The 18,178-nt window shown below is 66.4% G+C and carries 18 protein-coding genes; 4 read left to right on the top strand and 14 right to left on the bottom strand.

What is annotated here, in order from left to right:
- Positions 1–44: 44 nt before the first annotated feature.
- The 11 genes from iscX to uvrB all read right to left on the bottom strand — a co-directional run bounded on the left by iscX (position 45) and on the right by uvrB (position 11,068).
- Positions 45–239, bottom strand: a complete 195-nt coding sequence (gene iscX, locus J5T34_RS05070; RefSeq protein WP_174105829.1) for a Fe-S cluster assembly protein IscX — start codon at positions 237–239, stop codon at positions 45–47.
- A 37-nt stretch (positions 240–276) separates the two neighbouring features.
- On the bottom strand, positions 277–615 hold the full coding sequence (fdx, locus tag J5T34_RS05065) for an ISC system 2Fe-2S type ferredoxin (protein ID WP_006577718.1): 339 nt from the start codon (positions 613–615) through the stop codon (positions 277–279).
- A gap of 52 nt (positions 616–667) precedes the next feature.
- Positions 668–2,533 carry a Fe-S protein assembly chaperone HscA gene (gene hscA / locus J5T34_RS05060; RefSeq protein WP_208578883.1) on the bottom strand — a complete coding sequence of 622 codons (1,866 nt, stop codon included), beginning with the start codon at positions 2,531–2,533 and terminating at the stop codon, positions 668–670.
- A gap of 167 nt (positions 2,534–2,700) precedes the next feature.
- Entirely contained in the window at positions 2,701–3,219 is a 519-nt protein-coding gene (gene hscB, locus J5T34_RS05055) for a Fe-S protein assembly co-chaperone HscB (RefSeq protein ID WP_208578882.1), read from the bottom strand.
- A 111-nt stretch (positions 3,220–3,330) separates the two neighbouring features.
- On the bottom strand, positions 3,331–3,651 hold the full coding sequence (gene iscA / locus J5T34_RS05050) for an iron-sulfur cluster assembly protein IscA (RefSeq protein ID WP_174105833.1): 321 nt from the start codon (positions 3,649–3,651) through the stop codon (positions 3,331–3,333).
- A gap of 23 nt (positions 3,652–3,674) precedes the next feature.
- Complete coding sequence (gene iscU / locus J5T34_RS05045; RefSeq protein WP_174105834.1) at positions 3,675–4,079, bottom strand: Fe-S cluster assembly scaffold IscU; 405 nt, start codon at positions 4,077–4,079, stop codon at positions 3,675–3,677.
- 48 nt (positions 4,080–4,127) lie between these two features.
- On the bottom strand, positions 4,128–5,345 hold the full coding sequence (locus J5T34_RS05040; RefSeq protein WP_174105835.1) for an IscS subfamily cysteine desulfurase: 1,218 nt from the start codon (positions 5,343–5,345) through the stop codon (positions 4,128–4,130).
- A 64-nt stretch (positions 5,346–5,409) separates the two neighbouring features.
- A complete protein-coding gene (iscR, locus tag J5T34_RS05035; RefSeq protein WP_174105836.1) occupies positions 5,410–5,976 on the bottom strand; it encodes a Fe-S cluster assembly transcriptional regulator IscR in 567 nt (188 codons plus the stop codon).
- A 122-nt stretch (positions 5,977–6,098) separates the two neighbouring features.
- Positions 6,099–8,285, bottom strand: a complete 2,187-nt coding sequence (locus tag J5T34_RS05030) for a site-specific recombinase (RefSeq protein ID WP_208578881.1) — start codon at positions 8,283–8,285, stop codon at positions 6,099–6,101.
- A gap of 87 nt (positions 8,286–8,372) precedes the next feature.
- Positions 8,373–8,849 (bottom strand): low molecular weight protein-tyrosine-phosphatase, encoded by a 477-nt coding sequence (locus tag J5T34_RS05025; protein ID WP_208578880.1) that lies wholly within the window; start codon positions 8,847–8,849, stop codon positions 8,373–8,375.
- 122 nt (positions 8,850–8,971) lie between these two features.
- The gene (gene uvrB, locus J5T34_RS05020) at positions 8,972–11,068 is read right to left on the bottom strand and encodes an excinuclease ABC subunit UvrB (RefSeq protein WP_208578879.1); all 2,097 of its coding nucleotides are present in this window, start codon (positions 11,066–11,068) and stop codon (positions 8,972–8,974) included.
- 153 nt (positions 11,069–11,221) lie between these two features.
- Here uvrB and J5T34_RS05015 point away from each other — a divergent pair, with 153 nt between their 5' ends.
- Positions 11,222–12,418, top strand: a complete 1,197-nt coding sequence (locus J5T34_RS05015; RefSeq protein ID WP_208578878.1) for an amino acid aminotransferase — start codon at positions 11,222–11,224, stop codon at positions 12,416–12,418.
- 353 nt (positions 12,419–12,771) lie between these two features.
- Positions 12,772–14,013 (top strand): polyhydroxyalkanoate depolymerase, encoded by a 1,242-nt coding sequence (locus tag J5T34_RS05010; protein WP_208578877.1) that lies wholly within the window; start codon positions 12,772–12,774, stop codon positions 14,011–14,013.
- Positions 14,014–14,093: 80 nt separating this feature from the next.
- On the opposite strand, the gene J5T34_RS05005 is transcribed toward J5T34_RS05010, so the two are convergent.
- Positions 14,094–14,729: a TetR family transcriptional regulator gene (locus J5T34_RS05005; protein WP_208578876.1), complete on the bottom strand. Its 636-nt coding sequence runs from the start codon at positions 14,727–14,729 to the stop codon at positions 14,094–14,096.
- Between the two features lie 255 nt (positions 14,730–14,984).
- Here J5T34_RS05005 and rsxB point away from each other — a divergent pair, with 255 nt between their 5' ends.
- Both rsxB and nth read left to right on the top strand, forming a co-directional pair.
- Entirely contained in the window at positions 14,985–15,776 is a 792-nt protein-coding gene (gene rsxB / locus J5T34_RS05000; RefSeq protein ID WP_432207632.1) for an electron transport complex subunit RsxB, read from the top strand.
- Entirely contained in the window at positions 15,773–16,417 is a 645-nt protein-coding gene (nth, locus tag J5T34_RS04995; protein WP_208578875.1) for an endonuclease III, read from the top strand. The genes rsxB and nth overlap by 4 nt, the downstream gene beginning before the upstream one ends.
- Before the next feature lie 31 nt (positions 16,418–16,448).
- Here the strand turns inward: nth and J5T34_RS04990 are convergent, their stop codons facing one another.
- Complete coding sequence (locus J5T34_RS04990) at positions 16,449–17,036, bottom strand: malonic semialdehyde reductase (RefSeq protein ID WP_208578874.1); 588 nt, start codon at positions 17,034–17,036, stop codon at positions 16,449–16,451.
- Between the two features lie 84 nt (positions 17,037–17,120).
- Positions 17,121–18,053: a DMT family transporter gene (locus J5T34_RS04985; RefSeq protein WP_208578873.1), complete on the bottom strand. Its 933-nt coding sequence runs from the start codon at positions 18,051–18,053 to the stop codon at positions 17,121–17,123.
- Positions 18,054–18,178: the final 125 nt, after the last annotated feature.

The following is an 18,178-nucleotide window of genomic DNA, read 5'->3' as shown; positions in this document are numbered from 1 at the left end:
TTTTATGTGGCCGCGAGGTGGGCACGGCCGGGGCAGGCGTGAACTTACTTGGCTTCCTCGATCCACGCGGCCTGGATCGCCTCGAGAATCTTCTCGCCCGAACGCTCGGGCAGGTCATCGAAACCATCGAGTTCCATCACCCAGCGGCGCAGGTCGGTGAAGCGCACGCCCAGCGGATCGACATCGGGGTACTTGTCGTACAGCGCGGCCGCGATGTCGTAGGTGTCGGTCCATTTCATCAGCGTTCTCCAGCTTCTTCTTCGTTCGCGGGCGGCCTCAGTGGCCTTCCTTGGCGTGATTGATCGTGTATTTGGGAATCTCGATGGTCAGGTCTTCGTCGGCGACGATGGCCTGGCAGGACAGCCGGGAATTGGGCTCCAGGCCCCAGGCCTTGTCGAGCAGGTCTTCCTCTTTCTCTTCGGCTTCGTTCAGCGAATCGAAGCCCTCGCGCACCACCACATGGCAGGTGGTGCAGGCGCACGACTTCTCGCAGGCGTGCTCGATCTCGATGTCATGTTCGAGCAGCACGTCGCAGATGCTGGTGCCCTTCTTCGCTTCGATGACGGCGCCTTCGGGGCAGTATTCGGCGTGGGGCAATACGACAATCTGTGGCATAGGGGGTCCTGAATGGGGGTGGCGGACTTGCGGGTTTCTGCAGCGGATGTCTTCAGCCGAGTTCCTGCACCTTGCGGCCGGCCAGCGCCTGCTTGATCGAACGGTCCATGCGCCGGGCGGCGAATTCGTCGGTGCCGCGCGACAGCGTTTCGATCGCCGCCTTGATGGCCAGATGGTCGTCGGCGGCGGCGGTGTCGCGCACGCGGGTCATCAGCGCCTCGATCTCGGCGCGCTCGTCGTCCGACAGCAGATCGCCGTCGGCCTGCAGCGCGCTGCGGGTTGCTTCGAGCAGCCGCTCGGCCTCGACACGCTCCTCGGCCAGCGCGCGGCTCTTCATGTCGTGCTCGGCCTCGCGGAAGCTGTCCTGCAGCATCCGCGCGATATCGTCGTCGGCGAGCCCGTACGACGGCTTGACCGTGATCGCGGCTTCGACGCCGGAATGCAGCTCGCGCGCGGAGACCGACAGCAGGCCGTCCGCATCGACCTGATAGGTCACGCGGATGCGCGCGGCGCCGGCCACCATCGGCGGAATGCCGCGCAGCTCGAAGCGCGCCAGCGAGCGGCAGTCGCTGGCCAGCTCGCGCTCGCCCTGCAGCACGTGGATTGCCATCGCGGTCTGGCCATCCTTGAAGGTGGTGAACTCTTGCGCGCGTGCGACCGGAATCGTGCTGTTGCGGGGGATGATCTTTTCGACCAGGCCGCCCATCGTTTCCACGCCCAACGACAGCGGAATCACGTCGAGCAGCAGCCAGTCGTCGCCGGGGGCATGGTTGCCGGCCAGCAGATTGGCCTGCATTGCCGCGCCCAGCGCGACCACCTTGTCCGGATCGAGATTGGTCAGCGGCGGCTGGCCGAAGAAATCGCCGACCGCCTTGCGGATCGACGGCATGCGGGTGGCGCCGCCGACCAGCACCACGCCCTTGACCTCGGCCGGCGTCACGCCCGCGTCGCGCAGCGCCTTGCGTACCGGCGCCAGCGTCTTCTGCACCAGATGCGCGGTCATCTCGCGGAACTGCTCGGCCGTCAACGGCAGATGAACGATTTCGCCGGTGCCCAGCACCGCGTCGATCACCGTGCTGTCGGCTTCCGACAGCGCTTCCTTGGCGGCGCGCGCGCGCACCATCAGCAGCCGGGTGTCCTCGGCCGACAGCGGCTGCAGGCCGGCCTGCTCGACGATCCAGCAGACCAGGCGCTGGTCGAAATCGTCGCCGCCCAGCGCGGAATCGCCGCCGGTGGCCATCACTTCGAAGACGCCCTTGGTCAGCTTCAGCACCGAGATGTCGAAGGTGCCGCCGCCCAGATCGTAGACCGCGTAGATGCCCTCGGAGGCGTTGTCGAGCCCGTAGGCGATCGCCGCCGCGGTCGGCTCGTTCAGCAGGCGCAGCACTTCCAGGCCGGCCAGCCGCGCGGCATCCTTGGTGGCCTGGCGCTGCGCGTCGTCGAAATAGGCCGGCACGGTGATCACCGCGCCGACCAGGTCGTCGCCCAGCGCATCCTCGGCGCGCTGGCGCAGCGTGGCCAGAATCTCCGCGGACACCTCGACCGGGCTCTTGATGCCCGCCACGGTCTTGATCTGCAGCATGCCTGGCGCGTCGACGAAGTCGTAAGGGCTGTGCTCGATATGGGCGACGTCATGCAGGCCGCGGCCCATGAAGCGCTTGACCGAAACGATGGTGTTCTTGGGGTCGCGCACCGCCTCTTCCTGGGCGCGATAGCCGATCTGCGCGGTCTTGTTCGGCAGATAGCGCACCACCGACGGCAGCAGCGTGCGGCCGCTCTCGTCGGCCAGCACCTCGGGAATGCTGTTGCGAACGGCCGCCACCAGCGAGTTGGTGGTGCCGAGGTCGATACCGACCGCAAGCCGTCGCTGGTGGGGCGCCGGCGACATGCCGGGTTCGGAAATCTGAAGCAGTGCCATGGTCAATGTTCTGTTGTCGGGTGGGCGGGGCGATCGTCGCACCATGGTCGCACCATCGTCGCACGTTCGTCGCGCGATGGTCGCGCAGGGTCGCAAGACGCGCCGCCGGAACACCCGCTTTGCCGGGGCGCCATTGTGTCATGGCCCCCGCGATGGTGCCCGCCGCGCTAGCTTTCGAGGCGGTCGATCGCCTCGCTGGCGTCGTGCTCGATCTTCTCGACGAACATCAGCTGGCGCGCCGCGGCCGCCGCGGCCTCGTCGTCGCCGGCATCGAGCAGGTCGCCGAGTGCGGCCTGGCGTTCGCGCCTTTCCTGCCGCAGCGATTGCAGCAGCGCGTCCAGCGCCGCGGCATCGCGCTGCTGTACCGCGTCCTGCAGCGCCTCGCGCCATTCCATCTGCTGCATCAGGAAGGCCGGCGCCATCGCCGTATTGTTCTCGGCCTGGATATCGATGCCGCGCAGCGACAGCAGATAGATCGCGCGCTTGAGCGGCTGGCGCAAGGTCCGATACGCCTCGTTGGCATGCGCGGCCCATTGCATCGCGACGCGGCGCTCGGCGTCGCCGGCATGGGCGAAGCGATCGGGATGCGCCTGCGATTGCACCGTGCGGTAGGCGGCGTCGAGCGCGGCCTCGTCGACGGCGAAGCGGGCCGGCAGCCCGAACAGCGCGAAGTAATCGTCTTTCAAGGTAGTCCTGCTGGAAGGCTGTGGCGAAGAAGGCGGCGGCGCTGCGATGCGTCGCCGCCCTGCCCGGCTCTCTCCCGTCGTCGGGAGAGCAAAACGCTCAGGCCGCCGGCCTTACACGCGGAACGATTCGCCGCACCCGCATTCGTCCTTGACGTTCGGGTTGTTGAAGCGGAAGCCTTCGTTCAACCCCTCGCGGGCGAAGTCGAGCTCGGTGCCGTCGATATAGGGCAGGCTCTTGGGATCGACCACCACCTTGACGCCGTGCGACTCGAACACCTGGTCTTCCGGATGCAGCTCGTCGACATACTCGAGCTTGTACGCCAGGCCGGAACAGCCGGTCGTCTTGACGCCGAGCCGCAGGCCGATGCCCTTGCCCCGGCGGTCCAGATAGCGCGAAACGTGCTTCGCGGCTTTTTCGGTCAATGTGATCATCGCTACCACTTCCCTTCGATCGCTCAGGCGGCCTGTTGCGTCTGGGCGCCTGCGTGCTTCTTCTTGTAGTCCTCGACCGCGGCCTTGATCGCGTCCTCGGCCAGGATCGAGCAGTGGATCTTCACCGGCGGCAGCGCCAGTTCCTCGGCGATCTGGGTGTTCTTGATCTCCAGCGCCTGGTCGACGGTCTTGCCCTTGACCCATTCGGTCACCAGCGACGACGAGGCGATCGCCGAGCCGCAACCGTAGGTCTTGAACTTGGCGTCCTCGATCACGCCTTGCTCGTTGACCTTGATCTGCAGCTTCATCACGTCGCCGCAGGCCGGCGCACCCACCATGCCGGTGCCGACGGCCTCGTCGTTCTTGTCGAACGAACCGACATTGCGGGGGTTTTCGTAGTGGTCGAGTACCTTGTTGGAGTAGGACATGTTGGCTACCTCTGTGACGTATCTTTTATGGGGTCGGATGGTCAGCGTTCAGTGCGCCGCCCATTGAATCGAATTCAGGTCCACGCCGTCCTTGTACATCTCCCACAGCGGGGACAGGTCGCGCAGCTTGCCGATCTTGCTCTTCAACAGTTCGACCGTGTAATCGATCTCCTGTTCGGTGGTGAAGCGACCGACGGTGAAGCGGATCGAGCTGTGGGCCAGCTCGTCGTTGCGGCCCAGCGCGCGCAGCACGTAGGACGGCTCCAGCGAGGCCGAGGTGCAGGCCGAGCCCGACGACACCGCGACATCCTTGATCGCCATGATCAGCGACTCGCCTTCGACGAAGTTGAAGCTGACGTTCAGGTTGTGCGGCACGCGGCGCTCGAAATCGCCGTTCAGATAGACCTCTTCCATGCCCGACAGGCCGTTCCACAGCCGGTCGCGCAGCATGCGGATGCGCTCGTTCTCGGTCGCCATTTCCTCGCGGGCGATGCGGAAGGCTTCACCCATGCCGACGATCTGGTGCGTGGCCAGCGTGCCCGAGCGCATGCCGCGCTCGTGGCCGCCGCCGTGCATCTGCGCCTCGATGCGCACGCGCGGCTTGCGGCGGACGTACAGCGCGCCGATGCCCTTCGGGCCATAGGTCTTGTGGGCCGAGAACGACATCAGGTCGACCTTCAGCTTCGACAGATCGATCTCGACCTTGCCGGTGGCCTGGGCGGCGTCGCAATGGAAGATGATGCCCTTCTCGCGGCAGATCTCGCCGATCTGCTCGATGTCCTGGATCACGCCGATCTCGTTGTTGACCAGCATCACCGAAACCAGGATGGTGTCGGGGCGCAGCGCCTGCTTGAACACCTCGATGTCGATCAGGCCGTTTTCCTGCACGTCCAGGTAGGTCACCTCGAAACCCTGGCGCTCCAGTTCGCGCGTGGTGTCGAGTACCGCCTTGTGCTCGGTCTTGACCGTGATGATGTGCTTGCCCTTGCCCGAATAGAAATTGGCCGCGCCCTTGATCGCCAGGTTGTCGGACTCGGTCGCGCCCGAGGTCCAGACGATCTCCCGCGGGTCGGCGCCGACCAGCGCGGCGACCTGCTCGCGCGCTTCCTCGACGGCCTTCTCGGCTTGCCAGCCGTAGGCGTGGCTGCGCGAGGCGGGATTGCCGAACTGCTCGCGCAGATACGGAATCATCTTGTCCGCCACGCGCGGGTCCACCGGCGTGGTGGCCGAATAATCCATGTAGATCGGGAAATGTGGGGTGCTCATCGTTGTCACTGCCTTGTTTTGACTGCCGGGTGGGACACTGTACGTCGCCTCGCTGCTGTCCCGTTCAGGACTGCGCCAGGCTGAAAACCGAATTCACCATCTTGGGCCGGGCGGGCTTGTCCGCCTTTTCCGCCGCGCCGGCTTGCGGCCGGGCCGCCGGTGCCGGCTGGCGGGCGCTGCCGTCTTCGCGCATGTCGCGCAGCACGCCGGGCTGGCGGGCGCGCTGCTGGTCGACCAGATCCTTCAGCGAGACCGAGTCCAGATACTCGACCATCTTCTGATTCAGCGTTGCCCACAGCTCGTGGGTCATGCAGCGGCCGGTATTCTCGTCGCCATTGCAATTGCCCTTGCCGCCGCACTGGGTGGCATCGAGCGGTTCGTCCACGGCGATGATGATGTCGGCCACCGTCACGTCCTCGGACTTGCGCGCCAGGCTGTAGCCGCCGCCCGGGCCGCGCACGCTCTCGACGATCTGGTGCCGGCGCAACTTGGCGAACAGCTGTTCCAGGTAGGACAGCGAGATCTTCTGGCGCTGGCTGATGCCGGCCAGCGTCACCGGACCCTGGTCCTGGCGCATGGCCAGGTCGATCATGGCGGTCACCGCGAAGCGGCCTTTGGTCGTCAATCTCATGATTGCGGGGGTAATACCTGATGAATTTCGTCAAGTATAAATTTCCCGACTAAATCAGTCAACTACCCCATGTCACTTCGACGCCAGATAGGGCAGTGCCGCCGGCGCCATCCGGCGGCGGCCTAGGCCTCGCTGGGCCCGGCAGCCGCCGGCGCCTGGCGCGGCGGCACGATCAGCGACAGCGGATGACGCAGGATGCGCGCCCGCACCGCGGCACTCAGCGCCCGGCGGTCGACCCGGCGCAGATTGCGCGAGCGCAGCGCCATATGGAAGGCCAGCGCGAAGCTGACGGCGACGTTCAGCAGCCCCATCAGCGCGATGCCGGCCACCGCCAGCCACAACGCCGGCATCCGCAGCGCATCGACGCCCAGCACGCCGATCGCGGTGCCGACCGACCCCGTCGACAGCGTCACGTGGCGCACCTCCATATGCGGACCGAAGAAGCTCAGGATCTCGGGCCCCAGGCCAAGCAGGAAGCCGAGCGAGACATTGCCCGCGATGCCGGACAGATTCCGCTTCCAGAAATCGGCGACGCGCATCGCCCCGCGCTCGCCCAGCACGTAGCGCAGCCGGCGGTGGTAGGCCAGCACGTCGTGCATCCGGTGCAGCGCGAACCAGTTGTCGGCCCAGCCGGCGATCAGGCTCGACACCCACAGCAGCACGCCGGTGAAGATCGCGTACAGCGGCGTCGGCCCAAGGATCGAGAACGACTCGATGGTGGCGATCGCCTTGTCCGGGGTGATCAGGTTGACCGACAGCAGCTTGCCGGCCAGCCACTGGATCGCCAGCGCCACCGGAAAGACCACCGCCAGATTGCCGACGATGGCCGCCGCGTTCGAGCGGATCATCGCGATGGTGTCCTCGACGAAGGCCTCCCTGCCCTCCGGCCGCCCCACCGCGTCGAGCCGGTGCGCCAGCGCCGGGCCCGTCATGGCCGGCTGCTTGGTGGCCAACGTGAAGTGAGCGAAGTGGATCGCCAGGAAGCTCCCTGCATAGTTCAGCGAGGCCAGCAGCCCTTCGATGAACTTGTCCAGATGCAGGCCGTAGATCAGGAACTTCAGATAGACGGTGGCCACGGTGATCAGGCCGCCGCCGGCGGCCGCGCGCACCAGCTCGCGGTATTCCTTGCGATCGCGCGTGATGTAGTGCTCGCCGGTCTCGGCGGAACGCTCGACCACCTTGCGCGCCAGCTGCGAGAAGGACTCGGCCGCCAGATGCTTGACGCTGCGGCGCGCCTGCGTCGTGCGGATCAGCTCGCCGGCCAGCTGCGCCACCTTGCCGCGGCGGGCAGGATCGACCCACGCGTCGAGCAGCATGTCGATGCGGGCGAGCCGCACCTTCATTCGCTCGATCTGGAACACGACTTCGACCGAGACGCCGTTCTCCTCCAGATCCGCGTAGACATGGCGGGCGGCGTCGTGGCAGCCGTCGAGCAGCGCGCGGCAGTAGTTCAGCCGGTGCAGGAAGACATCGCTGTCGTGCGCGAGCCCCTCCTCGCACAGCGCGGCGACGGCCGGGCCGAGGCGGAAGAACGGCGTGTCGTCGACCCGGCCCGGCAGGCGCGCGCGGATCGACTGACTCAGGCCGGTGGCGCGGACCTGGCTGGCCAGCACCTGGATGCTGCTCGCCAGCGTACGCGCGAAATCGTCCCGGTAGCGCGCGTGCAGCGCCTGGCCCGCCGCCGACGCGGCGTGGGTGGCAAGCTCGTTGTCGACGGGGCGGCCGCCATCGCCGCCATCGCTGCCATCGCCGCCGCCTTCGCGACCCGGTTCGCCGCCCTCCTGCGGCGCGAACATCAGCAGCGCGCCGAGGCGATCGAGCAGCTCGCCATCGAGCGCGGCGACCCAGTCGGCATCGTGCTCGCCGACGAACAGCAGCGCGAACAGATCGGCCATATCGCCGCGATTGGGCGGCGGCGACAGGAAGCGCGCCTGCAGGCGGTCCATCATCTCGCCCCAGAAACCCGGGTGCGAAGCGACGCCGGTGTCGCAGAACAGGCCGGTGGGGTCGTTGTCGCGCACGATCGACCGAACCGTGCCGGCAAAGCGCGCGGCCAGCTCCGGATTGCGTTCGAGCACCTGCAGCAGATAGCGCAGCCTGACATGCTCGCGCCAGGTGGTGTCCTGACCGGCCAGTTCGGCCGCATCCGAGGCCGGCAGACCGTCACGGCGCAGCCAGTAGCCCAGCTCGATCAGCCAGCCGTTGCGCTCGGCCAGCGTGCCTTCCGGATTGGCGGCGGCCAGGATGGCGTCCAGTTGCAGGCTGGCATTGCGCGACTCGCGCCATTTGCGAAGCAGGGATCGAAACATCGGGAAAGAAGAGAAAGGCTGGCGCGAATCAGGCGGGACGCAGGCGGGTGGACAAGCAGGCGGACGGGCCGCGGAGCGGCCCCGCGGTCATTGCCGCTCGCGCAGCATCGTGACGATGCCGTCGCAGGCGTCCTCGACGTAATCGAGCACGCGCTCGAAGCCGTCGCCTTCGCCGTAGTAGGGATCGGGCACTTCGTCGGCGTCGTGCCGGGTGGCGAAGTGCATCAGCAGCTTCACCTTGTGGCGATGCTCCGGCGGGCACAGCGCCTGCAGGCGCGCGAGGTTGTCGCGGTCCATCGCCAGGACCAGATCGAAGCGGGCGAAGTCCTCGACCGCAGCCAGCCGGGCCCGCTGCCCGGCCAGATCGTAGCCGCGCGCCAGCGCATGCTGCTGGGCCCGGCGGTCTGGCGCATGGCCGAGATGGTAGCTGTGGGTACCGGCCGAATCGACCTCGACCGCATCGGCCAGGCCCGCCTGCGCGAGCTTGGCGCGCAGCACGCCTTCCGCGGTCGGCGAGCGGCAAATATTACCCATGCAACACATCAAGATGGCAAAGCGTTTCATCGTTCGGATCGTGCGGGTCGATGCGTGGCCCCGGCCTGCTGGCCCGAGGTCGACATCGGTTTCGGCATCAAAAGGGAGCCGATTTTAACTCTGTGCGCGCCGCCAACACCGCCGCTCCGGGCTCAGGCCGGCAGTGCCCCGCCCTCGCCCGCCGCGCCGAACACCTGCTGCTTGAGCTTGCCGAGCTGGTCGCGGACCTGCGCGGCCTGCTCGAACTCCAGGTTCTTCGCATGGTCGAGCATCTTCTTCTCGAGCCGCTTGATCTCCTTGGCGACCTGCTTCTCGCTCATGTCCTCGTAGCGCGCGCGCTCCTCGGCGGCCATCAGTTCGGCCTTGACCTCGTTCGGATCGTAGACGCCGTCGATGATGTCCTTGATCCGTTTGACCACGCCGCGCGGCGTGATGCCATTGGCGGTGTTGAAGGCGATCTGCTTGGCGCGGCGGCGTTCGGTCTCGTCGATCGCCTTGCGCATCGAATCGGTGATGCGGTCCGCGTACAGGATCGCGGTGCCGTTGACGTTGCGCGCGGCGCGGCCGATGGTCTGGATCAGCGAGCGCTCGGCGCGCAGGAAGCCTTCCTTGTCCGCATCGAGGATCGCCACCAGCGACACCTCGGGAATATCGAGGCCCTCGCGCAGCAGGTTGATGCCGACCAGCACGTCGAAGGCGCCAAGGCGCAGGTCGCGGATGATCTCGACCCGCTCGACGGTATCGATGTCCGAATGCAGGTAGCGGACCTTGATGCCGTTCTCGGACAGGAATTCGGTCAGCTGCTCGGCCATCCGCTTGGTCAGCGTGGTGACCAGCACGCGTTCGCCCGCCTGGATCCGCAGATGGATCTCCGATAGCAGATCGTCGACCTGCGAGACGGCAGGACGCACGGTGATGATCGGATCGACCAGGCCGGTGGGCCGCACCACCTGCTCGACCACCTGGCCGGCATGATTGCGCTCGTAGTCCGCGGGCGTGGCGGTGACGAACACCGCCTGGCGCATCTTGCGCTCGAACTCCTCGAACTTCAGCGGGCGGTTGTCCATCGCCGACGGCAGCCGGAAGCCGTATTCGACCAGCGTGGTCTTGCGCGAGCGGTCGCCGTTGTACATCGCATTGAGCTGGCCGATCAGCACGTGCGATTCGTCCAGGAACATCAGCGCGTCGGGCGGCAGATAGTCGACCAGCGTCGGCGGCGGGTCGCCGGGCCGCGCGCCAGACAGATGGCGCGAATAGTTTTCGATGCCCTTGCAGAAGCCCAGCTCGGCGAGCATTTCGAGGTCGAAACGCGTGCGCTGCTCCAGCCGCTGCGCCTCGACCAGCTTGTTTTCCTTGTAGAAGAAATCGAGCCGCTCGCGCAGCTCCGCCTTGATCGCCTCGATCGCGCGCAGCACGGTCTCGCGCGGCGTCACGTAATGGCTCGACGGATAGACCGTGAAGCGCGGAATCTTCTGCCGCACCTTGCCGGTCAGCGGATCGAAATACTGCAGCGATTCGATCTCGTCGTCGAACAGCTCGACCCGAACCGCCACCTCGGCGTGTTCCGCCGGGAAGATGTCGACGGTGTCGCCGCGCACGCGGAAGGTGCCGCGCTGGAAGTCGGTGTCGTTGCGGGTGTACTGCATCGCGATCAGCCGCCCGATCACGTCGCGCTGGCTGATGCGGTCGCCGGCCCGCAGAGTCAGAATCATCTGATGGTATTCATTCGGGTTGCCGATACCATAGATCGCTGACACCGTGGCCACGATGATCGTGTCGCGGCGCTCCAGCAGGCTCTTGGTCGCCGACAGCCGCATCTGCTCGATATGCTCGTTGATCGACGAGTCCTTCTCGATGAACAGATCGCGCTGCGGCACGTAGGCTTCCGGCTGGTAGTAGTCGTAGTAGCTGACGAAGTACTCGACGGCATTGCGCGGGAAGAACTCGCGGAACTCTGAATACAGCTGGGCGGCCAGCGTCTTGTTCGGGGCAAAGACGATCGCCGGCCGGCCCATCCGGGCGATCACATTGGCCATCGTGAAGGTCTTGCCGGAGCCGGTCACGCCGAGCAGGGTCTGGTAGGACAGGCCGTCCTCGATGCCTTCGACCAGCTGGCGGATCGCCTCGGGCTGGTCGCCGGCCGGCGGATAAGGCTGATACAGCTGAAAGGGCGAGCCGGGGAAAGTGACGAATTTGTCCTCGTCCAGGGTGTGCGCGGCATCCGCGAGAGGCACGGCGAGATTCGACATAGACAGGCAGAAAACCTTTGGAATACGGGCGGATACGCTAGAATCTCGGGGTTGCGCGGTCCGTTTCAAGGCGGACCCGCCGCACGCCCCCAGCGCAGTCCGAGCATTCTACGCCTTCCCGTTTTGTTACATAGCTGACCACGAGAATCCCAAATGAGTTTGTTTTCTGCCGTCGAGATGGCCCCGCGCGACCCCATCCTGGGCCTGAATGAAGCGTTCAACGCCGACACCCGTGCCAACAAGGTCAATCTGGGCGTGGGCGTGTACTTCACCGACGAAGGGAAGATTCCGCTGCTGCGCGCGGTGCAGGAAGCCGAAAAGGCCCGCCTGACGACGGCCACACCGCGCGGCTATCTGCCGATCGAGGGCATCGCGGCCTACGACCAGGCGGTGCAGACGCTGCTGTTCGGCAAGAACTCGCCGCTGATCACCGAAGGCCGTGTCGTGACGGCTCAGGCACTTGGCGGCACCGGTGCACTGAAGATCGGCGCCGATTTCCTCAAGCGCCTGTATCCGGACGCCAAGGTCGCCATCAGCGATCCGAGCTGGGAGAACCACCGCGCGCTGTTCGAAGCGGCCGGCTTCCCCGTGGTCAACTATGCCTATTACGACGCCGCCAGCCACGGCCTGAATTTCGCGGGCATGGTGGAATCGCTGAAGTCGTATCCGGCCAACACCATCGTGGTGCTGCACGCCTGCTGCCACAATCCGACCGGCGTCGATCTGTCGCCCGAGCAATGGCAACAGGTGGTCGGCCTGATCAAGGAACGGAACCTGATCCCCTTCCTGGACATGGCCTATCAGGGCTTCGCCGAGGGCATCGACCAGGACGGCGCAGCCGTGCGTCTGTTCGCCGAGTCGGGCCTGCCCTTCTTCGTTTCGAGCTCGTTCTCGAAGAGCTTCTCGCTGTACGGCGAACGTGTCGGCGCACTGTCGATCGTCACCACCAGCAAGGACGAGGCCCAGCGCGTGATGTCGCAGGTCAAGCGCGTGATCCGCACCAACTACTCGAACCCGCCGACGCACGGCGGTACCGTGGTCGCCACCGTGCTGAACAGCCCCGAACTGCGTGCCATGTGGGAAGACGAGCTGGCCGAAATGCGCGACCGCATCAAGCAGATGCGCCACGCGCTGGTCGACAAGTTGGCCGCCAAGGGCGTCGGGCGTGACTTCTCGTTCGTCAAGGCGCAGCGCGGCATGTTCTCGTACTCGGGCCTGACCACCGAGCAGGTCGAGCGCCTGAAGTCGGAGCACGGCATTTACGCGGTCGGCACCGGCCGCATCTGCGTGGCGGCGCTCAATAGCCGCAATATCGACGCCGTGGTCGACGCCATCGCGGCTGTGCTGTAAGCGCAAGCATCCGGACGTATCCCGACGCCAGCGGGCCCATCGACGATGGGCCCGCGTCGTTTCCGACGGCCATTCCGGCCGCTTGACCCGCCGGTCGCCGGATTCCCGGTGATGCGCGAACTGCGACGCGCCCTTTGTGCAGCGCACTGCACCCATACCGCTCAGTCTGTCGGTGTAGTCCAACACCGCGCCAGAATTACAGCCATTGTCCTATTGAGTTCCACTCACGCCGGCATACCTTTAGGTATATGCTGCGTTGCAAGATTGTGCGTACGGTCGTTCGCAAAACGAGCGGGTTGAGCGCATAATCCGCCACAGCAGAAAACCCGATATCGAAAGGCAGGTGTTCGGCAATGCTTTACCAACTGCATGAATTTCAGCGCTCGATCCTGAACCCGCTAACCGCGTGGGCCCAGGCGACGGCCAAGACGTTTACCAACCCCTTGAGCCCGCTGTCGCTGGTGCCAGGGGCCACCCGGCTGGCCGCGGGCTATGAGCTGCTGTACCGGCTCGGCAAGGAATACGAGAAGCCCGCCTTCGACATCAAGTCCGTCCGCTCCAACGGCCGCGATATTCCGATCGTCGAACAGACGATCATGGAAAAGCCGTTCTGCAAGCTGATCCGCTTCAAGCGCTACGCCGACGATTCCGAGACCATCAAGCTGCTGAAGGACGAACCGTCGGTGCTGGTCTGCGCGCCGCTGTCCGGCCACCACGCGACGCTGCTGCGCGACACGGTGCGCACGCTGCTGCAGGACCACAAGGTCTATGTGACCGACTGGGTCGACGCGCGCATGGTACCGGTCGAGGACGGTCCCTTCCATCTGGCCGACTACATCCGCTACATCCAGGAATTCATCCGCCATCTCGGCGCCGAGAATCTGCACGTCGTTTCGGTCTGCCAGCCCACGGTGCCCGTGCTGGCCGCGATCTCGCTGATGGCCTCGGCCGGCGAGAAGACGCCCCGGACGATGACGATGATGGGCGGCCCGATCGACGCGCGCAAAAGCCCGACCGCGGTCAACTCGCTGGCGACCAACAAGTCGTACGAGTGGTTCGAGAACAACGTCATCTACACGGTGCCGGCCAACTATCCCGGCCATGGCCGCCGCGTCTACCCGGGCTTCCTGCAGCATGCCGGCTTTGTCGCGATGAACCCGGACCGCCATCTGTCCTCGCATTACGACTACTACCTGAGCCTGATCGAGGGCGATGCCGACGACGCCGAGGCGCACGTGCGCTTCTACGACGAGTACAACGCCGTGCTCGACATGGCCGCCGAGTACTACCTGGACACCATCCGCGAAGTCTTCCAGGAGTTCCGCCTCGCCAATGGCACCTGGGAGATCCAGGGCGAGCCGGTGCGGCCGCAGGACATCAAGCACACCGCGCTGATGACGATCGAGGGCGAGCTCGACGACATCTCGGGCGCGGGCCAGACCGCCGCCGCGCACGACCTTTGCTCTGGCATTCCGAAGACCCGCAAGCAGCATCTGACCGCGCCCAAGTGCGGGCACTACGGCATCTTCTCCGGCCGGCGCTGGCGCGAGACGATCTATCCGGAACTGCGCGACTTCATCCGCAAATATCGCTGAGCCGCGGCTCGCCCACGGCGAAGCGCCAATGACAAACGGGACCGCATCGCGGTCCCGTTTTGTTTTCCGGTCGGCCTGCTCTAGCGCCGCGCCAGATACGCCAGCAGCATGTCGGTGTGCAGCTGCGCGAAACGTTCGTGCTCGTCCTGCGAGGCCACGTCGCGGCCGATCACCGCGCTGATCGTGTAGCGATTCGACAGTACGTAGTAGCCCAGCGCCGAGATCGTCAGATAGAGCTGCGGCACATCGACGCCTTCCCGAAACACGCCCTGCCGCTGGCCGCGGCGCACGATCTCGGCCAGCACGTCGACCACCGGGTTGACCAGATCATGCAGCTGCGCGGACTTCTTCAGGTGCCGCGCCTCGTGCAGGTTCTCGCTGTTGACCAGACGAATGAATTCCGGATGCTGGTAGTACCAGTCCCAGACGAAACGGGCCAGCTTGCGGACCGCGGCGACCGGGTCCTCGTCGCCGATCTGCAGGCGCTCCTCGGCCGCGCGAAACTGCGCATACTGCCGTTCGAGCACCGCCAGAAACAGCCCTTCCTTGCTCCCGTAGTAGTAATACAGCATGCGCTCGTTGGTCTCGGCGCGGCGGGCGATCTGGTCGACGCGCGCGCCGGCCAGGCCGCCCTTGGCGAACTCCTCGGTGGCCGCATCCATGATGCGACGACGGGTTCCTTCGGGATCGCGTTTCGTCTTGGTGGCGTTCGACATGCGTGGTCGGGGTCGATTTTGTGGGTTATGGCATGGCGCAAGTGCGCCACTGGCGCGTGCCAGCCGGGTTCATCAACGCTGCGCCCTGACAAAGCGCGCATCTTCGTGGTTTCTGCGGCGCGGCGAAATCGGGGATAATCCTTGCCGCGTCAGCCGCACCGTACGGCTGCACCTTGTGTTACCCCGCATCGTTTTCCTGCTTTCGTGACCGCTTCCGCCGCCGATACCGCTTCCGCTTCCCCCGCCGATGCCCGCCTGGCCGCCGGTTTGGCCGACCATTCGGACGCCCGTGCCGACCGCCTCGAAGCCCTGCTGCCCCAGACGCAATGCACCAAGTGCGGCTTTCAGGGATGCCGCCCTTATGCCGAGGCCATGGCGCGTGGTGAAGCGGATTGCAACCGCTGTCCGCCCGGGGGCGCCGAAGGCATCCGGCGCCTGGCGGCCGAACTCGGGGTCGCGCCGTTGCCGCTCGATCCGACGCACGGCACCGAACAGCCGCGCGCGGTGGCGCGCATCGACGAGACGCTGTGCATCGGCTGCACGCTGTGCATTCAGGCCTGCCCGGTCGACGCGATCGTCGGCGCCGCCAAGCAGATGCACACGGTGCTGCCGGACTGGTGCACCGGCTGCGACCTGTGCGTGGCGCCCTGCCCGGTCGACTGCATCGCGATGATTCCGGTCACCGGCGAGCGCACCGGCTGGGACGCCTGGTCGCAGCCGCAGGCCGATCAGGCCCGGTCCCGCTATCTGTCGCGCAAGCAGCGGCTGGTGCGCGAGCGCGAGGAAAACGAAGCGCGTCTTGCCGCCAAGGCCGCCGCGAAGCTCGAAGCGCTGCGCCAGGAAGCCGCCTCGTGCGAGGCTGAACGCCAGGCGCAGGAACGCAAGAAGGCCATCATCCAGGCGGCCATCGAACGCGCGCGCCTGAAGCGGCAAGCTGCCCAGCCGCTCAACGCAGGAGCGGCCGATCCGGTTGACCGCCCCGACGCCGCGCCGGCTGCCACCGCGCCCGATCACCCTGCCCCCTCCGACACCAAGCGACCACAATGAACGCCGCCAAGTGCCGCGCGCTGTTTGAAACGCTCCGAGAAACCAACCCGTCGCCCACCACCGAACTCGAGTACAGCTCGCCGTTCGAACTGCTGATCGCCGTGCTGCTGTCGGCGCAGGCCACCGATGTCGGCGTCAACAAGGCCACCCGCAAGCTGTTCGCGGTCGCCAACACGCCGCAGAAGATCCTGGCGCTGGGCGAGTCCGGCCTGATCGAATACATCAAGACCATCGGCCTGTACAAGACCAAGGCGAAGCATGTGATGGAGACCTGCCGCATCCTGGCCGAGCGTTACAACGGCAAGGTGCCGGCCGATCGCGAAGCGCTGGAAGGGCTGCCGGGCGTCGGCCGCAAGACCGCCAACGTGGTGCTGAACACCGCCTTCGGCCATCCGACCGTCGCGGTCGACACGCACATCTTCCGCGTCAGCAACCGCACCGGACTCGCGCCCGGCAAGACCGTGCAGGCCGTCGAGATGAAGCTGCTGGAGGTCGTGCCCGACGAATTCCTGCACGACGCGCACCACTGGCTGATCCTGCACGGCCGCTATGTCTGCAAGGCGCGCAAGCCCGAATGCTGGCATTGCGCGATCGAGACGCTGTGCGAATACCCGGACAAGACGCTGCCGCCGCGCCTGTAAGCGCGCGCTGGCAACCAGTCCGATCACATCGTCAGACGATGCGGCAGGCCTCGTCGAAGCTCAGGCGCGGGTTGCGCGGGAACAGCTTGTCGGCGTCGCCGTAGCCCAGATTGATCAGGAAGTTGACCGACCACTTGCCGTCCGGGAAGAAGGCGGCATTGACCTTGGCCGCATCGAAGCCGCCCATCGGGCCGCAATCCAGGCCGAGCGCGCGCGCCGCCAGGATCAGATAGGCGCCCTGCAGCGAGCTGTTGACCAGCGCGTCGCGAGCGATCTTCTCCGGCTGGCCGGCATACCAGGAGCGGGCATCGGCATGCGGAAACAGCTTGGGCAGTTGCTCGTGGAATTCGGTATCGAAGGCGACGATCGCAGTGACCGGAGCCGAGCGGGTCTTGTCGACATTGCCCGGCGACACGCATGCCACCAGCTTTTCCTTCTGCGCCGCGGTCTTGACGAAGACGATGCGGGCCGGCGTGCTGTTGGCGGCGGTGGGGCCGAACTTCATCGTCTCGTACAGCTGGTGCAGCACGGCGTCGTCGATCTGCCGGTCCTGCCAGACGTTATGCGTGCGGGCTTCGGTGAACAGTTGGGCGATGGCGGCCTGGTCGAGCGGTTGCATGCGGGTTCCTCAGGGAAGTACGGGAAAGGGCGCATTCTACCGATGCGCCCCGCCCGCGCCACGCCACGGATTTCAGCAAGCCGTTCAATTTTGTTGTACAGGATCCGGGGCCGTGCCCTTGCGCGTCAGCCACAGCACGCCGGCCAGGATCAGCCCGCCGCCGACGGCCTGCGCCACACCGATCTGCTCGCCGAGCAGCAGCGCGGCCAGCAGCACCGTGACCACCGGCTCGAGCGTGGACAGCATCGAGGCCTGCGCCGCACCGAGCCGTTGCAGGCCGGCGAAGAAGGTCAGGATGGCCAGTACCGTCGACAGCAGCGCGATCGCCGCCAGCGCCAGCCAGCCGCCCGCATCGGCCGGAAACTGCGGCGGCATGCCCGCGGCGGCACGGGCCAGCGCGGCGCCGACATAGACCACGGCGGCGGCCGTGCAGACGATGGTGGTGGTTGCCACCGGATGCACCCCGGGTGTCAGCCGCGCGCCGACGATGATGTAGACCGAATAGATCAGCGCCGATGCGAGCCCCAGGCCGATGCCCAGCGCGCTGCCTTCGCCTCCGCCGACCGTCAGGCCGGCGCCGACCGAACACAGCACCAGCGCGGTGACCGCCGCGCCGGTCAGTTTCTCCTTCAGGAACAGCGCCGCCATCACGGTGACGAAGACCGGATACAAGTACAGCAGCAGGGCCACCAGGCTGGCCTGGGCATGGTTCAGCGCGCTGAAGAAGCAAAACGACTGCCCGACATAGCCGATGCCGCCCATCGCCGCCAGCGCCAGCACACGCGGCCACGGCGGCAGCGCGATCCGCTGCCAGCGCATCACCGCCGCCAGCGCGACTGCGGCCAGCACGAAGCGCACCGACAGCAGGCCATAGACGTCGGCGCCGGCGTCATAGGCGAAGCGCGCGAAGATCGCCATCGCGCCGAAGGCGCTGGCCGAGATGGCGATCAGCAGCACGCCGGCGAGCTTGTCGCCGGCGTGCTGCAGCAGGGTCGATGAGCGGGGGGATGCGGTCATGGAGGGGCCGGCCGTCAGGAGGTCGAACGATCCCGCATTCTAGTCGGCATGCGGCCCCTGCGGCACAGTGCCGACCCGCCGCATCGTGCCGGGCCGCCGGCAGGGGCGCGGGCCCTCGTTTACAA

The sequence above is a fragment of the Cupriavidus gilardii genome, assembly GCF_017598945.1.
Classification (GTDB): domain Bacteria; phylum Pseudomonadota; class Gammaproteobacteria; order Burkholderiales; family Burkholderiaceae; genus Cupriavidus; species Cupriavidus gilardii_E.
The sequence above is the reverse complement of the archived record's forward strand: the minus strand, read 5'-3'. Positions and strand labels throughout refer to the sequence as shown.

Coding starts and splice junctions, on each gene's coding strand:
- iscX (WP_174105829.1), bottom strand. CDS start 239: ATGAAATGGACCGACACCTACGACATCGCGGCCGCGCTGTACGACAAG.
- fdx (WP_006577718.1), bottom strand. CDS start 615: ATGCCACAGATTGTCGTATTGCCCCACGCCGAATACTGCCCCGAAGGC.
- hscA (WP_208578883.1), bottom strand. CDS start 2,533: ATGGCACTGCTTCAGATTTCCGAACCCGGCATGTCGCCGGCGCCCCAC.
- iscA (WP_174105833.1), bottom strand. CDS start 3,651: ATGATCACATTGACCGAAAAAGCCGCGAAGCACGTTTCGCGCTATCTG.
- iscU (WP_174105834.1), bottom strand. CDS start 4,079: ATGTCCTACTCCAACAAGGTACTCGACCACTACGAAAACCCCCGCAAT.
- J5T34_RS05040 (WP_174105835.1), bottom strand. CDS start 5,345: ATGAGCACCCCACATTTCCCGATCTACATGGATTATTCGGCCACCACG.
- iscR (WP_174105836.1), bottom strand. CDS start 5,976: ATGAGATTGACGACCAAAGGCCGCTTCGCGGTGACCGCCATGATCGAC.
- J5T34_RS05030 (WP_208578881.1), bottom strand. CDS start 8,285: ATGTTTCGATCCCTGCTTCGCAAATGGCGCGAGTCGCGCAATGCCAGC.
- J5T34_RS05025 (WP_208578880.1), bottom strand. CDS start 8,849: ATGAAACGCTTTGCCATCTTGATGTGTTGCATGGGTAATATTTGCCGC.
- uvrB (WP_208578879.1), bottom strand. CDS start 11,068: ATGTCGAATCTCGCCGTGCCTCTCGCGGATGCCGCGCACACCCTGGAC.
- J5T34_RS05015 (WP_208578878.1), top strand. CDS start 11,222: ATGAGTTTGTTTTCTGCCGTCGAGATGGCCCCGCGCGACCCCATCCTG.
- J5T34_RS05010 (WP_208578877.1), top strand. CDS start 12,772: ATGCTTTACCAACTGCATGAATTTCAGCGCTCGATCCTGAACCCGCTA.
- J5T34_RS05005 (WP_208578876.1), bottom strand. CDS start 14,729: ATGTCGAACGCCACCAAGACGAAACGCGATCCCGAAGGAACCCGTCGT.
- nth (WP_208578875.1), top strand. CDS start 15,773: ATGAACGCCGCCAAGTGCCGCGCGCTGTTTGAAACGCTCCGAGAAACC.
- J5T34_RS04990 (WP_208578874.1), bottom strand. CDS start 17,036: ATGCAACCGCTCGACCAGGCCGCCATCGCCCAACTGTTCACCGAAGCC.
- J5T34_RS04985 (WP_208578873.1), bottom strand. CDS start 18,053: ATGACCGCATCCCCCCGCTCATCGACCCTGCTGCAGCACGCCGGCGAC.